General features: G+C 62.1%; 13 protein-coding genes and 1 pseudogene. 2 read left to right on the plus strand and 12 right to left on the minus strand.

Annotated elements, in window-relative coordinates; genetic code table 11:
* Window positions 1-95 precede the first annotated feature (95 nt).
* Together VSR68_RS34465 and pyrC are read right to left on the minus strand one after the other, a co-directional pair.
* Window positions 96-875 (minus strand): annotated as a pseudogene (locus VSR68_RS34465) (DUF3025 domain-containing protein); the annotation flags it as partial.
* Between the two features lie 39 nt (window positions 876-914).
* Entirely contained in the window at window positions 915-1,979 is a 1,065-nt protein-coding gene (gene pyrC, locus VSR68_RS34470) for a dihydroorotase (RefSeq protein WP_342944046.1), read from the minus strand.
* Window positions 1,980-2,180: 201 nt separating this feature from the next.
* Here pyrC and VSR68_RS34475 point away from each other — a divergent pair, with 201 nt between their 5' ends.
* The gene (locus VSR68_RS34475; RefSeq protein WP_342944047.1) at window positions 2,181-3,086 is read left to right on the plus strand and encodes a class II glutamine amidotransferase; all 906 of its coding nucleotides are present in this window, start codon (window positions 2,181-2,183) and stop codon (window positions 3,084-3,086) included.
* Window positions 3,087-3,118: 32 nt separating this feature from the next.
* On the opposite strand, the gene VSR68_RS34480 is transcribed toward VSR68_RS34475, so the two are convergent.
* From VSR68_RS34480 to VSR68_RS34510, 7 genes are all read right to left on the minus strand, one after another.
* Entirely contained in the window at window positions 3,119-3,628 is a 510-nt protein-coding gene (locus VSR68_RS34480) for a hypothetical protein (RefSeq protein WP_342944048.1), read from the minus strand.
* A 259-nt stretch (window positions 3,629-3,887) separates the two neighbouring features.
* A complete protein-coding gene (locus tag VSR68_RS34485) occupies window positions 3,888-4,613 on the minus strand; it encodes an amino acid ABC transporter ATP-binding protein (RefSeq protein WP_342935813.1) in 726 nt (241 codons plus the stop codon).
* Window positions 4,610-5,287: a glutamate/aspartate ABC transporter permease GltK gene (gltK, locus tag VSR68_RS34490; RefSeq protein WP_342944049.1), complete on the minus strand. Its 678-nt coding sequence runs from the start codon at window positions 5,285-5,287 to the stop codon at window positions 4,610-4,612. Before gltK ends, VSR68_RS34485 begins: the two co-directional genes overlap by 4 nt.
* Window positions 5,287-6,024 carry an amino acid ABC transporter permease gene (locus VSR68_RS34495; protein WP_342944050.1) on the minus strand — a complete coding sequence of 246 codons (738 nt, stop codon included), beginning with the start codon at window positions 6,022-6,024 and terminating at the stop codon, window positions 5,287-5,289. Before VSR68_RS34495 ends, gltK begins: the two co-directional genes overlap by 1 nt.
* A 92-nt stretch (window positions 6,025-6,116) precedes the next feature.
* Window positions 6,117-7,010 carry a glutamate/aspartate ABC transporter substrate-binding protein gene (locus VSR68_RS34500; protein WP_342944051.1) on the minus strand — a complete coding sequence of 298 codons (894 nt, stop codon included), beginning with the start codon at window positions 7,008-7,010 and terminating at the stop codon, window positions 6,117-6,119.
* A 380-nt stretch (window positions 7,011-7,390) separates the two neighbouring features.
* Window positions 7,391-8,683 carry a Glu/Leu/Phe/Val dehydrogenase gene (locus VSR68_RS34505; RefSeq protein WP_342944052.1) on the minus strand — a complete coding sequence of 431 codons (1,293 nt, stop codon included), beginning with the start codon at window positions 8,681-8,683 and terminating at the stop codon, window positions 7,391-7,393.
* A gap of 172 nt (window positions 8,684-8,855) precedes the next feature.
* Window positions 8,856-9,812, minus strand: a complete 957-nt coding sequence (locus VSR68_RS34510; RefSeq protein ID WP_342944053.1) for a LysR family transcriptional regulator — start codon at window positions 9,810-9,812, stop codon at window positions 8,856-8,858.
* A 164-nt stretch (window positions 9,813-9,976) separates the two neighbouring features.
* Here VSR68_RS34510 and purB point away from each other — a divergent pair, with 164 nt between their 5' ends.
* A complete protein-coding gene (purB, locus tag VSR68_RS34515) occupies window positions 9,977-11,365 on the plus strand; it encodes an adenylosuccinate lyase (protein ID WP_342944054.1) in 1,389 nt (462 codons plus the stop codon).
* 99 nt (window positions 11,366-11,464) lie between these two features.
* Here purB and VSR68_RS34520 read toward each other — a convergent pair whose 3' ends face one another.
* From VSR68_RS34520 to eda, 3 genes are all read right to left on the minus strand, one after another.
* Window positions 11,465-11,959 (minus strand): gluconokinase, encoded by a 495-nt coding sequence (locus tag VSR68_RS34520; RefSeq protein WP_342944055.1) that lies wholly within the window; start codon window positions 11,957-11,959, stop codon window positions 11,465-11,467.
* 10 nt (window positions 11,960-11,969) lie between these two features.
* Window positions 11,970-13,334, minus strand: coding sequence for a GntP family permease (locus tag VSR68_RS34525; RefSeq protein ID WP_342944056.1), 1,365 nt, complete (start codon window positions 13,332-13,334; stop codon window positions 11,970-11,972).
* 259 nt (window positions 13,335-13,593) lie between these two features.
* The gene (eda, locus tag VSR68_RS34530; protein WP_342944057.1) at window positions 13,594-14,235 is read right to left on the minus strand and encodes a bifunctional 4-hydroxy-2-oxoglutarate aldolase/2-dehydro-3-deoxy-phosphogluconate aldolase; all 642 of its coding nucleotides are present in this window, start codon (window positions 14,233-14,235) and stop codon (window positions 13,594-13,596) included.
* Window positions 14,236-14,248: the final 13 nt, after the last annotated feature.

Genomic DNA, 14,248 nt, shown 5'->3' on the forward strand with positions numbered 1-14,248 from the left:
CCGCGGATTTTACCATCCAGCACCACGCCGGACCGCCTTCCGCTGCGAAACACGGCGGCATCGGCATAGAACGACGGCTTTTCGTTCTCCGCCCACCAGCCAGGGATGCCGAGCACCGGAAGCGGCGCGAACATCTTGCCGCTGAATTCGCTGCCTTCGATCAGCGCACGCGCGACGTTCTCATCCAGAAACGCGTCGCGGGCAGCGCGCGTCCACGAGAAGTACGCGAAAGGCACGTCGACGATCCACGCATGCCCCGTGCAGGCCTTGTACGGCGCGACGAGCTTTTCGAGCAGCGCATGCCCGAAACAGCGCACCTCGCAGCGCTCGCCCCACGCCGCGCGATTGTCGATGAACAACGCTTTCCAGTCGAACGACCGCAGTGCCGTGCTCAGCTCGCGCCCGGCGCAAGCGAACAGCACGGCGTTTTCGTCGAAGAGCGTCAGCGCGTCGCGCATGCCGCCGCGTGTCGGGCCGACACCCAGCGCATCGACGGCCGCCGACCCGCGCGCGCTCAGCGCGGCCTTGATGCGCGGATACTGGAACCACATCAGCGCGTTGAAAAAATCGTGCAGATTGTGGCGCGTGGGCACGCAGCCTGTCGCCGCGATATGGGCTTCGTAAGCCGTGTCGGGAGGCAAATCCTCTTGCGGGATGAACGCGAGGCGCTTTCCGCGCCCCGTCGTCTGAACTGTCGACGCGGCGTCGGCGTTCATCTCTGTTAACTGGTCCGCCGCGCTGCGCAGCGCGGCCTGTTGCCAGCGCATGCCGCGCGCGGCGACCTGCGCGAACCACGGCCGCGACCAGTCGATATCCGCGAAACCTGGCGCGGTGCGTTTCAGGGCGCCGCCGTGCGCAACGACATCACGCGACATTGCGCCAGCCAGCCTTAAAACGAACCGTCGAACGAACCATCAAACGAGCCGCCAGCCGATCGCCTCGCCGCCGCGCAGCGGTACGACGGGCGTATCGCCGGCAGCGACTTCCGACGGCAGCGTCCATTGCTCGCGGCGCAGCGTCACCTTCTCCTCGCTGCGCGGCAGACGGTAGAAATCCGCGCCGTGGAAGCTGGCAAAGCCTTCGAGCTTGTCGAGCGCCCCGGCCTTGTCGAAGGCTTCCGCGTAGAGTTCGAGCGCGTGCAGCGCCGTATAGCAGCCCGCGCAGCCGCACGCATGCTCTTTGAGGCCCTTCGGATGCGGTGCGCTGTCCGTGCCGAGGAAATAGCGCGGATTGCCCGAAGTCGCGGCCTCGACGAGCGCCACGCGATGCGTTTCGCGCTTGAGCACAGGCAGGCAGTAGTAATGCGGGCGAATGCCGCCCTGGAAGATCGCATTGCGGTTGTACAGCAGGTGATGCGCGGTGATCGTCGCGCCGAGCAGTTCGGGCGGCGCACCCGCGTCGCGGATGTAGTCGACGGCATCCTTCGTCGTGATGTGCTCGAAGACGACCTTGAGCGCGGGGAAATCGCGGCGCAGCGGCGTCATCACGCGATCGATGAACACCTTTTCGCGATCGAACAGGTCGATCGACGAATCCGTCACTTCGCCGTGCACGAGCAGCGGCATGCCGACTTCCTGCATCATGTCGAGCGTCTTCGCGCATTTGCGGATGTCCGTGACGCCGGCGTCCGAGTTCGTCGTCGCGCCCGCTGGATACAACTTCACGCCATGCACGAAACCGCTTTCGCGAGCGCGGCGGATTTCTTCGGGCGGCGTGTTGTCGGTCAGATACAGCGTCATCAGCGGCTCGAACTTCACACCCGCCGGAATCGCCGCGACGATGCGCTCGCGATAGGCGCGCGCCAGCTCCGTCGTCGTGACGGGCGGCTTCAGGTTCGGCATGATGATCGCGCGGCCGAACTGGCGCGCGGTATGCGGCAGGACGGCGGCGAGCATCGCGCCGTCGCGGACGTGCAGATGCCAGTCATCGGGACGGGCGAGCGTGAGGGTATCGACGGAAGCAGCGGTAGATGCAGTCATGGCGGGGAGTCACGAGCGGCCGGTGCGGCAAGCAACGATTGGCGGCAGAAAATGGCGAGGTCTTTGCACAAATGCAGCCAAAACACTCGTCAATTTTGCGTTTTGCCGTTTCTGGCTCGGTGATATGCTTGGAAAATCATCATTGTAACGGGTTGGCTCACCTGGGCTCATACCCCGTTCATAAGGCTCGTCTTTCGCATCATGTGCCAACTACTCGGAATGAATTGCGCCGCGCCGACGGACGTCACGTTCTCGTTCACCGGCTTCGCAGCGCGCGGCGGCGTCACCGACCACCACTCCGACGGCTGGGGCATCGCCTTCTTCGAGGACAAGGCCTGTCGGCTCTTTATCGACCATCAATCGTCGGCCACGTCGCCGATCGCCGAAATGGTCAAACGCTATCCGATCAAGTCGAAAAACACGATCGCGCATATTCGCAAGGCGACGCAAGGGCATATCGTGCTCGAGAATTGCCACCCGTTCTTGCGGGAGTTGTGGGGACGCCATTGGATCTTTGCGCACAACGGCGATCTGCAGAACTACAGCCCTGTGCTCTCGGGCGTCTATCAGCCTGTCGGCAGCACGGATAGCGAGCTCGCGTTCTGCGCGCTGCTGCAAGGTTTGCGCAAGGCGTTCCCCAGTTCGCAGCCGCCGCTCAACGAACTTTTTGGCGCGCTCGAATCGCTGACGCGCGAGATCACCCAGTTCGGCGTGTTCAACTTCCTGATGTCGAACGGCCAGGCGCTGTTTGCGCACTGCTCGACGCATCTGCATTACCTCGTTCGTAGCTGGCCGTTTTCGACGGCGCATCTCGTCGACGCGGACGTTTCAATCGACTTCGCCAAATACACGACGCCCGAAGATCGCGTCGCGGTCATCGCCACGCAGCCGCTCACCGACAACGAAGTGTGGACCGCCTTCGAACCCGGCGATCTGCTGATGTTCCAGCATGGCGAAGTGATTGCGCGCGCCAATGTGCCCGTGCCGCCGGCCGTGCTGGAAAAGGCGCGCAATCCTGCCTGCGATCCGAGCGCGTCGGCGAGCATGCTGCCCGCCGCCACCGCGCTCGACCTCGAATCCGACGACGCCGCCGCGTACGAATCCTAACCGGCTGACATGCCGGGTAGCGGCCGTTGTCGTTACTTCTCACTCACCGCCTTGCCACAACGGCCGGCGCATCCTTGCTCGCCGGCCGATCTCGTCGACTGTCGCGTATCTGCCATGCAGATGAGCGAACGCAACACGGCGGGGCAACTCAAGCCGCCCGTCGCGAGCTGCGCTGCCAGGTCGTTTCCGGCGGAATGCGAGCCGCAATCGCACAGCTTGTTGCGGCAAACCTCCAGACTGGCAGCGAGCGCACTCGCGCTCAGCGGATCGGCATAGTTGACAACGGGAATATCCAGAAAAAGCCGCCTGAACGGCGAGCCTTCCATCATGACCACGCCGTCCTTCATCAGGCGTTCCGCGATCTGAATGGCCTCCCTTTCCAGTGTCCGCATAAACGGTTCGGAAAACTGATATTTAGGCGCATGACGAGAAACCCAAAGACGCGCCGACTCGGAGAATTGTTCCGCCGTCAGCCATTTTCCTTCCAATTGCATCGATACCAGCTCGTGAACGACCATGTCGCTCAGTAAAAACACTTTCATGGATTGTCTCTTGTCGATCGAAAACGAATGACGGCAACGCGTGCCGCTTATCGTCATCGAATTTTTCGCCCCAAGCTTATGCTTATATCAGCATTCCTCACATGAGACGATTCCGATTAACCAATATGACAATGAGCGATATTCCTAACGTCTAGGATAATCACTTAGCCCAGCACAAAAAAGGACTACCAAGCAATTGTAGATATATAAAAAAAGCCGCTTCCGGGGAAGCGGCTTTACCTGCATTCGATGCTTAAACTTAATGCAGAATTTTCGCGAGAAAATCCTTTGCGCGATCCGACTTCGGATTTGCAAAGAAGTCTTCCTTGCGGTCGTCTTCGACGATGAGGCCCTTGTCCATGAAGATCACACGATGTGCGACCTTCTTGGCAAAGCCCATTTCGTGCGTCACGCACATCATCGTCATACCTTCCTGCGCAAGTTCGACCATCACGTCGAGCACTTCGTTGATCATCTCCGGATCGAGCGCCGACGTCGGTTCGTCGAACAGCATCGCGATCGGGTCCATCGACAGCGCCCGCGCAATCGCCACGCGCTGCTGCTGACCGCCCGACAACTGACCCGGATACTTGTCCGCGTGCGCGCGCAGGCCGACGCGATCGAGCAGCTTCAGGCCCTTCGCCGTCGCTTCATCCTTCGAGCGGCCGAGCACCTTGATCTGCGCGAGCGTCAGGTTCTCGGTGATCGACAGATGCGGAAACAGCTCGAAGTGCTGGAACACCATGCCGACTTTCGCGCGCAGCTTCGACAAGTTCGTCTTCTTGTCGGTCAGCGACTGGCCGTTGATCACGATGTCGCCCTTCTGAAACGGCTCGAGGCCGTTGACGGTCTTGATGAGCGTCGACTTGCCCGAACCCGACGGGCCGCACACGACGACCACTTCACCCTTTTTCACTTCCGTCGTGCAGTCGGTCAGCACCTGGAACTGGCCGTACCACTTCGAGACATTCTTAATGGAGATCATCTTGCGACCTTTTTCTGAAGACTTTTGACGAGGGTCGACGCGACCACACAAATCACGAAATAACACGCACCGGCGAACAGTACCATCTCGACATTCGTACCGTCACGATCACCAATATTCGTGGCCGTGCGGAAGAAGTCGGCGAGGCTGATCACGTAGACAAGCGACGTATCCTGAAAGAGCACGATGGCTTGCGTCAGCAGCAGCGGCACCATCGCGCGGAACGCCTGCGGCAGCACGACGAGGCGCATCGCCTGCGCGTAGTTCATGCCGAGCGCGAACGATGCATTCACCTGCCCGCGCGGCACGGCCTGAATGCCCGCGCGAATGATTTCCGAGTAGTACGCGGCTTCGAACAGCGAGAACGCGACCATCGCCGAAGCAAGCCGGATGTCGATGTCCGCGGAAAGCCCCAGCACGTTTTGCAGCAACTGCGGCACGATCAGGAAGAACCACAGCAGAACCATCACGAGCGGGATCGAGCGGAAGAGCGTCACGTAGAGCTTCGCGAACCATTCGAGCGGCTTGAACGACGACAGCCGCATAATGGCGAGCAGCGTGCCCCACACGATGCCGATGACGATCGCGAGAATCGTGATCTTCAGCGTGACGATGGCACCCGTCCACAGTGTCGGCAGCGCGCCCGGAATGCCGCTCCAGTCGAAATGATGCATCACTTGCCTCCGATGTAGCCAGGCAGCCGGCTCTTGTGTTCGACGATACGCATCAGCGTCATCACGATCAGGTTGATGAGCAGATACGCCACGGTGACGGCGATGAACGACTCATACGTCTGCGCCGTGTAGTCGACGAGCTGGCGCGCCTGCGCGGACAGATCGAGCAGGCCGATGGTCGACGCGACCGCGGAGTTCTTGAAGATGTTCAGAAACTCGGACGTGAGCGGCGGCACGATGATCCGGTACGCGACGGGCAGCAGCACGTAGCGATACGTCTGCCATTGCGTGAAGCCGAGCGCGAGGCCCGCGCCGCGCTGGCCGCGCGGCAGCGCGTTGATGCCCGAGCGCACCTGCTCGCACACGCGTGCGGCCGTGAAGAGCCCGAGACAGATGATCGACGACGAGAAGAACTGCGTGCCCGGCGGCAGTTGCTTGAACCATGTGCCGATCGAAACCGGCAGCAGTTCCGGTATCACCAGATACCAGATGAAGAACTGCACGATCAGCGGGATGTTACGGAAGACGGCGACGTAGACCGTGCCGATCGCGGCCGTCCTGTTCGGCACCGTGCGCAGCACGCCGAACAACGACCCGACGATGAGCGCGATCACCCACGCGGAAAGCGAAACGGTGACCGTCACCCATAGGCCGGACAGCAGCCAGCCGAGATAGGTGGTCGGCTCGCCGGTGGAAACCGGACTTAGCAGAATGCCCCAGTTCCAGTGGTATGACATGACGAAGACTCCAACAAAAAGAAACGGAAGAAGCGCCTGCCCCTTCCGTTCTGTTCAACACGTTGACTGATCAGCTAACGGTTGTTCGAGGGTTAGTCGATTGCCTTGTCGTTCGGTGCCTTGTACAGCGTCTTCATGTCGTCGCTTTCCGGGAAGGCCAGGTTCAGGCCCTTCGGCGGAATCGGCGATTCGAACCACTTCTTGTAGATCTGCGATGCTTCGCCCGACGTTTCGACCTTCGCGATCGCATCGTCGACGACCTTCTTGAACTCCGGATCGTTCTTGCGCAGCATGCAGCCGTACGCTTCATGCGATTGCGGCGTGCCGACGATCACGAAGTCGCCCGGGTTGTTCGACTTCGCGCGCTCGCCCGCGAGCAGCGCGTCGTCCATCATGAACGCAGCGGCACGGCCCGTCGACAGCGTCAGGAACGATTCCCCGTGATCCTTCGCGCTGATGATGTTCATGCCCATGCTCTTGTCCTGGTTCATCTTGCGAAGCAGGCGCTCGGACGTCGTGCCAGCCGTCGTCACGACGGTCTTGCCCTTCAGGTCCGCCCAGTCCTTGATGCCCGAATCCTTCTTCGTCATCAGGCGCGTGCCGATCACGAAGATCGTGTTCGAGAACGCGACCTGTTGCTGGCGCTCGGCATTGTTGGTGGTCGAGCCGCATTCGAGGTCGACAGTGCCGTTCTGCACCAGCGGAATGCGGTTTTGCGACGTGATCGGCGTCAGCTTGACCTTCAGGTTCGGCATGTTCAGCTTCTGCTTGACGGCGTCCACGACCTTCAGCGCGAACTCCTGCGAGTAGCCGACTACGTTCTGCTTGTCGTCATAGTAAGAAAACGGAATCGACGATTCGCGGTGGCCCAGCGAAATGACGCCCGTGTCCTTGATCTTCTTCAGCGTGCCGGCGTCCTGCGCTTGTGCGCCTACCGTGAACAAACCCAGAGTCGCGAGAACGAGCGCAGCTTTTTTAACCTTCATTTGTGATCTCCTTGGCAAGAACCGGCGCCAGTTTATATCAGTAATTATTCTGAAAGTATGGTTGTTAACCATGTTTCCGCATGCAGTGTTGCATAAAGCCACCACTTGCGCGATGCAGCGCTGGTATTGGCTTTGCAGCGGCTCGACGCGATGATGCATGCGTCATTGGATGCGTCGTTTTTGCCGGTTTGAACCGGCATTAACTGCGCAAAAGCGGACGGCACCCGGAGATGCCGTCCGCCCGTTATTCTGCGCGAGTCCGTGGAATCGCGCAGAAAAAAGACATAGGTGAAACGTTTGTTGCGAGGCGCCCGTCTCCATGACAGGCGCCGCGTCGGCCGGGTATCCGTATCCGACAGGACCCGGGCTGCGCCGCTGTATCAGGGATACAGGCCGCGCATTTCGCGCGCTTGCAGAATGCGCTTGCACGCGACGATGAACGCTGCCGTACGCACCGACACCTTCTGCTCGCTCGCCACTTGCCACACGGCTGCGAACGCTTCGCGCATCACGCGCTCGAGACGCTCGTTGATCTCGTCTTCCGTCCAGAAGAAGCTCGAGAAGTCCTGCACCCACTCGAAGTACGAGACCGTCACGCCACCCGCGTTCGCGACGACGTCGGGGATCACGAGGACGCCCTTGTCGTGCAGGATGTCGTCGGCGGCCGTCGTGGTCGGGCCGTTCGCGCCTTCGACGATGATCTTCGTGCGAATCTTGCCGGCGTTCTTTTCGGTGATCTGGTTTTCGAGCGCAGCCGGAATCAGGATCTCCGACTCGACCGTCCAGAAGTCATCGTCCGCGATCTTGTCCGCTTCCGGATAACCGCCGACGCCGCCGTGCTTCGCGACGTACTCGAGCAGCGCGGCTGCGTCGATGCCCGATTGCTTGTACAGCGTGCCCGTGTGGTCCTGGACGGCGACGATCTTCGCGCCCGCTTCCTGATAAAGACGCGCCGCGATGCCGCCCACGTTGCCAAAGCCCTGCACGGCGATGCGCGCGCCTTCGATGTCCATGCCGATGCGGCGAGCCGCTTCGCAGCCGACGACGAACACGCCGCGGCCCGTCGCCTCGCGACGGCCGAGCGAGCCGCCGAGCGTGATCGGCTTGCCGGTCACGACGCCCGTCGACGTCTGGCCCTGGTTCATCGAGTACGTGTCCATCATCCACGCCATGATCTGCTCGTTCGTGTTCACGTCCGGCGCGGGGATGTCGGTGTTCGGTCCGATGATGATGCCGATCTCGCTCGTGTAGCGGCGCGTCACGCGCTCCAGCTCGCCGCGCGACAGCGTGCGCGGATCGACGCGGATACCGCCCTTCGCGCCGCCGTACGGCACGTTCACGGCCGCGTTCTTCACCGACATCCACGCGGACAGCGCCATCACTTCCGACAGCGTCACGTCCTGGTGATAACGCACGCCGCCCTTGCCCGGACCGCGCGATACGTTGTGCTGCACGCGATAGCCTTCGAAGTGAGCAACCGTGCCGTTATCGAGTTCGATCGGGCAATCGACGATGAGAATGCGCTTCGGGCGCTTCAGCGTTTCGAGCCAGCGCGACAGCGAGCCGAGGTACGGCGCGACGCGATCGACTTGACGCAGATAGTTGCCCCAGGGGCCGAGATCGTCCTGATGAAGGTAGGACGGGATGGACTGCAGATTTGCCGCGGTAGACATGAACGCTCCAGCGTTTTATCGGGTGCCGCCATTGTCGAAAAAAAGCGGCGAAAGGGTCCAATGCCGATTGTTCATCCGGTTATGTTTTTCTTGCATAACGCTGCGGAAAACGCAAATGCATGTCGCAAAGGTGTATTCGTGAGTCCCCGCTTGCGCGTGGCTTTGGCGGGCGTTACTTCGAGCCTTGCGCGAGTTCCGCGCTCACCACGTCCCACAACGCGCGCACAAGCTGCTGGCGCGCGTCGTCGGCTTGCGCCGCGAGCTTGTCGCGATAGAGGCGGATTTCCATCGTCAGCGTGAGCTGGCCTTGCGCGACGCCGCGCGATGCGCGATCGAGGCGCAGCAGACGGCCATCGGCGACGGCATCTTCGACGGCGCTATGCGGCAGAAATGCGACACCGTGTCCGGCGAGCGCCATCGCCTTCAGTCCTTCGGCCATGTCGGTCTCGTACACGCGATCGAGATAGAGACGCCCCGGCGCGGTCGCGAAGATCACTTCCGTCATGCGGCCCAGATACGCGTTCGGCGTGTACGAGAGGTACGGCGTCGGCGCATCCGGCGTGCCCGGCAGCGTATGGCGCGGGCGCCCGCCTTTGCCCGGCGCGGAGAACGGACTGATCGATTCGATGCCGAGCGTCAGCATGTCGTAGCGCGCGGGATCGAGCGCGACAGGATGGCTCGGATGGTGATAGCCCATCACCAGATCGCAGCCGCCTTCGACCAGCGACAGCACGGCATCGTGCACGTTCAGCGCGCGCAGCCGCGTGTGAATCGAGCCGAGCTGCGCTTCGATGCGTTGCAGCCAGCTCGGAAAATACGTCAGCGACAGCGTATGCGGCACAGCGAATTCGATCGTCGCGGCGGGCGTCGCCGTGTGGCCGCGAAGCAGCGTGCGCGCCTCGTGAAACTGCGAGAGCATCGCCAGCGCCTGCTCGTAGAACACCTGGCCCGCTGCCGTCAGGCGCGTCGGGTAAACCGAACGGTCGATCAGTTCCGTTCCGAGCCACGCTTCCAGCGCCTGAATGCGCCGCGAAAAGGCGGGCTGTGTGACGTGCCGCAGTTCGGCCGAGCGGCTGAAGCTGCGCGTCTCCGCGAGCGAAACGAAGTCTTCGAGCCATTTCAGTTCCATAGCGACCCAGCGCTCCAGCATTGACAGAAAGCCCGCATTCTAGCGGCGTCGCGTGCGCAAGAGGCGAAGCACGCGCCGGGCCGGATGTCCTAAAGTGGTAAAATTCGCGGTTCTCCCCGCTGATATCTGTCACCCGATTCTTCACCGTTGCCGCCCCTCCCATCATGTCCGACACCCGCCCCGATACTCTCTTCGCGTTGACCGCCCTGTCCCCGCTCGACGGCCGTTACGCATCGAAAACCGAAGCCCTGCGCGACTGGCTCTCGGAAGCCGCATTCATGCGCCATCGCGTGACGGTGGAAATTCACTGGCTGATCGCGCTGTCGCACGCCGGTTTCGCCGAAGTGCCGCGCTTCTCCGAAGCGTCGGAGCAATTCCTGCTGCAACTGGTCGAGCGCTTCACCGCGCATGACGCCGCGCGCATCAAGGAAATCGAGCGCGTGACGAATCACGACGTGAAGGCCGTCGAGTACTGGCTGAAGGAATCGGTGAAGGGTCAGCCGGAACTGGAGCGCGCAAGCGAATTCATCCATTTCGCGTGCACGTCCGAGGACATCAACAACACGTCGCACGGCCTGATGCTTGCAGGCGCGCGCGAACACGTGATCCTGCCCGCGCTGCGCTCGGTGCATCAGCGTCTCGTCGCGCTCGCGCATGCGCAAGCCGATCGGCCGATGCTCTCGCGCACGCACGGCCAGCCCGCGAGCCCGACCACGCTCGGCAAGGAAACTGCGAACGTCGCGGCGCGTCTGTCGCGCGCGATCGACCGGATCGCGAAGGTCGAGCTGCTCGGTAAGATGAACGGCGCTGTCGGCAACTTCAATGCGCATCTGTCCGCGTATCCGGAGTTCGACTGGGAAGCGTTCTCGAAGCAGGTCGTCGAGCAGCGCCTGAAGCTGACGTTCAATCCGTACACGATCCAGATCGAGCCGCACGACTACATGGCCGAGCTGTTCGATGCGGTTGCGCGCGCAAACACGATCCTGCTCGATCTCGACCGCGACGTGTGGGGCTACATCTCGCTGGGCTACTTCAAGCAGAGGACGAAGGCAGGCGAAATCGGCTCGTCGACGATGCCGCACAAGGTCAACCCCATCGACTTCGAAAACTCGGAAGGCAACCTCGGCCTCGCGAACGCGACGCTGCGCCATCTCGCCGACAAGCTGCCCGTTTCGCGCTGGCAGCGCGACCTCACGGACTCGACGGTGCTGCGCAATATCGGCGTCGCGTTCGGCTACGCGCTGCTTGCGTATGACGCGCTCAATCGCGGCCTCGACAAGCTCGAAGTGAATCCGCAGCGTCTGAACGAAGACCTCGACGCAACGTGGGAAGTGCTCGCGGAGCCGGTGCAGACGGTAATGCGCCGTTTCGGCATCGAGAACCCGTACGAGCAGCTGAAGGAACTGACGCGCGGCAAGGGCATCACGCGCGAAGCGTTGCAGACGTTCATCAACGGCCTGTCGATTCCCGCCGATGCCAAGGAACGTCTGCTCGCGATGACGCCCGCATCGTACATCGGCAAGGCAGCGGAACTGGCGAAGCGGATCAGCTGATCAGCTTGCCCGCTTCACGCATCGCCCGACGATGCGGATATGAAAAAGGCGCCTGCGAAGGCGCCTTTTTTACGACTGCCGCAAGGGCGGACTCACGCGTTATCGCAGCTTGATCTTCGCGAGCGTCTCGTCGACGATCTGCTCCGGCGTCAGCTCGATGCTCACCGTGATCGCTTCGTCCTCACCCGGCTCTTCGAGCGTATCGAGCTGGCTTTGCAGCAGCGACGGATCGAAGAAATGCCCGGTGCGCGTCTGCAGACGCTGCGCCAGCAGTTCACGCGTGCCCTTCAGATACACGAAGCACACATCCTTGTCGCCATCACGCAGGATGTCGCGATACGAGCGCTTGAGCGACGAGCACGTGAACACGGCCGTCTCGTTCGCCTTCTGCTTTTCCTCGATTGCGGCACGGATCGCTCTGAGCCACGGCCAGCGGTCATCGTCCGTCAGCGGGATGCCGTGGTGCATCTTTTCCTTGTTGGCGGCGCTGTGGAACGCGTCGCCATCGGTGAAAGAGCAGTTGAGCCGTTCCGCCAGCAATTCGCCAATGCGGGTCTTGCCGGCACCCGACACGCCCATCGCGATCAGAATCATTTGAAACTCCTTACAGGACCGCCGCCAATGCGAAGGTCAAACCGAGGCCCATCAGCGAAATGATGGTTTCGCAGAGCGACCACGTCTTGAACGTCTGGCCCACCGTCATTCCGAAATACTCCTTGATCAGCCAGAATCCGCCGTCGTTGACGTGAGAGAAAATCAGCGAGCCCGAACCCGTCGCGAGCACCAGCAGTTCCGGCTTCACGGGCACGCCGCCCGCCGCCTGAGCGATCGGCGCGACGATGCCGCAGGCCGTCGTCATCGCGACCGTCGCGGAACCCGTCGCGAGACGGATCAGCGCGGCGACGAACCAGCCGAACAGCAGCGGCGACAGATGCGCTGCCGTCGCCGTCGCGACGATTTCCTTCGAGATGCCGCTATCGATCAGCACGCGGCCGAAACCGCCGCCCGCGCCGACGATCAGCGTAATGCCCGCGATCGGCGCCAGACAGTCGCCGCAGAACTTCTGGATCTGCTCGCGATTGAAGCCGCGGCTCGCGCCGAACGTCCAGAAGCTCACCAGCACCGAGATCAGCAGCGCAACGTCCGACGTGCCGATGAACTTCAGCAGATCGTTCGCCATCGTCTTCGGCGCGAACACGAGGTCCGCCCAGCTGCCGATCAGCATCAGGATCACGGGTAGCAAAACCGTGAAGAGCGTGATGCCGAAGCCGGGCAGCTCGCGCGTGCCGGCCTGGTGCTCGGTATCGACGAATTGCGCGGCGAGCGGATTGTTTTCGGCCAGCTTGACCTGACGATGGATCAGCAACGCAAACAGCGGACCCGCGACGATGGCCGTCGGCACGCCGACGAGCAGACCGTATGCGATCGTGCGGCCGATATCCGCGTGATACGCCTGCACGGCGAGCAGCGCGGCCGGGTGCGGCGGAATCAGACCGTGCACGACGGAGAGGCCCGCGACCATCGGCAGGCCGATCAGCAGCAGCGATTTGCCCGTGCGCTTCGCGACGTTGAACGCGATCGGGATCAGCAGCACGAAGCCGACTTCGAAGAACACCGGCAAGCCGACGATGATCGCGACGAACATCATCGCCCAGTGGATGTTCTTTTCGCCGAACCACCTGATCAGCGTGGTGGCGATGCGCTCGGCGCCGCCCGACTCGGCCATCATCTTGCCGAGCATCGTGCCGAGGCCGACGACGATCGCGATGTGGCCCAACGTGTTGCCATTGCCCGTTTCGAACGACTTCACGATCGTGCCCGCAGGCATGCCGACAGCAAGGCCCAGCAGCAGCGAAACGATGATGAGGACGAGGAACGGATAGACCTTGAAGCGCGTGATCATCAGGATCAGCACCGCAATGGCGATCACGGCGTATATCAGCAGCATGCTGCCGTGGACAGCTTCCATGAAGCTCCTCCTTTGCTTTGTTGGTTTGAGTTGCAAGGGCTGCTGCACTCGCCCGCTTCCGGATGCTGAAAACGCCTTTAAAAAAGGCGTATTCGCGGACGCTGAATTTTACTGTCTGTTGACGTTCATGGCGCGCGAAGGCCCGCGCAACAAACAAAAAGCCTCGCCGCTAAAGCCTTTTAAGGCTAAAGCGGCGAGGCTGTGTCGAGCCGGTTGCATCGAGCCTCTTACGCGCTTCGTCAAAACGCGATGCTGCGAATCAATGCGCGGGCGCGGCCAGTTCGCTTGCAGCGTGCGCGAGGCGCGTGACTTCGTCCCAGTTCTGCGCGGCGAGCGCTGCCTTCGGCGTCAGCCACGAGCCGCCGACGCACACGACGTTCGGCAGCGCGAGGAAGTTCGGCGCTGTTTCCGCCGTGATGCCGCCCGTGGGACAGAACTTCAGCGTCGGGAACGGGCCGTGGAAGGCCTGCAGCATCGGCACGCCACCCGCTTGCTGCGCCGGGAAGAACTTGACGATTTCATAGCCGAGTTCCAGCGCGACGATGATGTCGCTGGGCGTCATCACGCCGGGCAGCAGCGGCAGACCTGCATCCTGCGCGGCCTTGTGCATCTCTTTCGTGAGGCCCGGCGATACGCCGAACTGCGCGCCCGCCTTCTTCGCCTGCTCGCAGTGCTCGGGCCTCGTGATCGTGCCGACACCGACGATGATGTCTTCGGCAAGCTGGCTCGCGCGCTCGATCGCCTTGATGCCCGCGGGCGTGCGCAGCGTGATTTCGAGCACCTTCACGCCGCCTGCGTGCAGCGCGCGCGAAACGTGTTCACCCTGCTCGACGGTATCGAATGCGAGGACGGGAATCACCGGTCCCAGGCGCACGATTTCGCTGACTGTTTTCGACGTCATCTTCAGACTCCTT

The organism is Paraburkholderia phymatum, from assembly GCF_038900715.1.
Classification (GTDB): Bacteria; Pseudomonadota; Gammaproteobacteria; order Burkholderiales; family Burkholderiaceae; genus Paraburkholderia; species Paraburkholderia phymatum_A.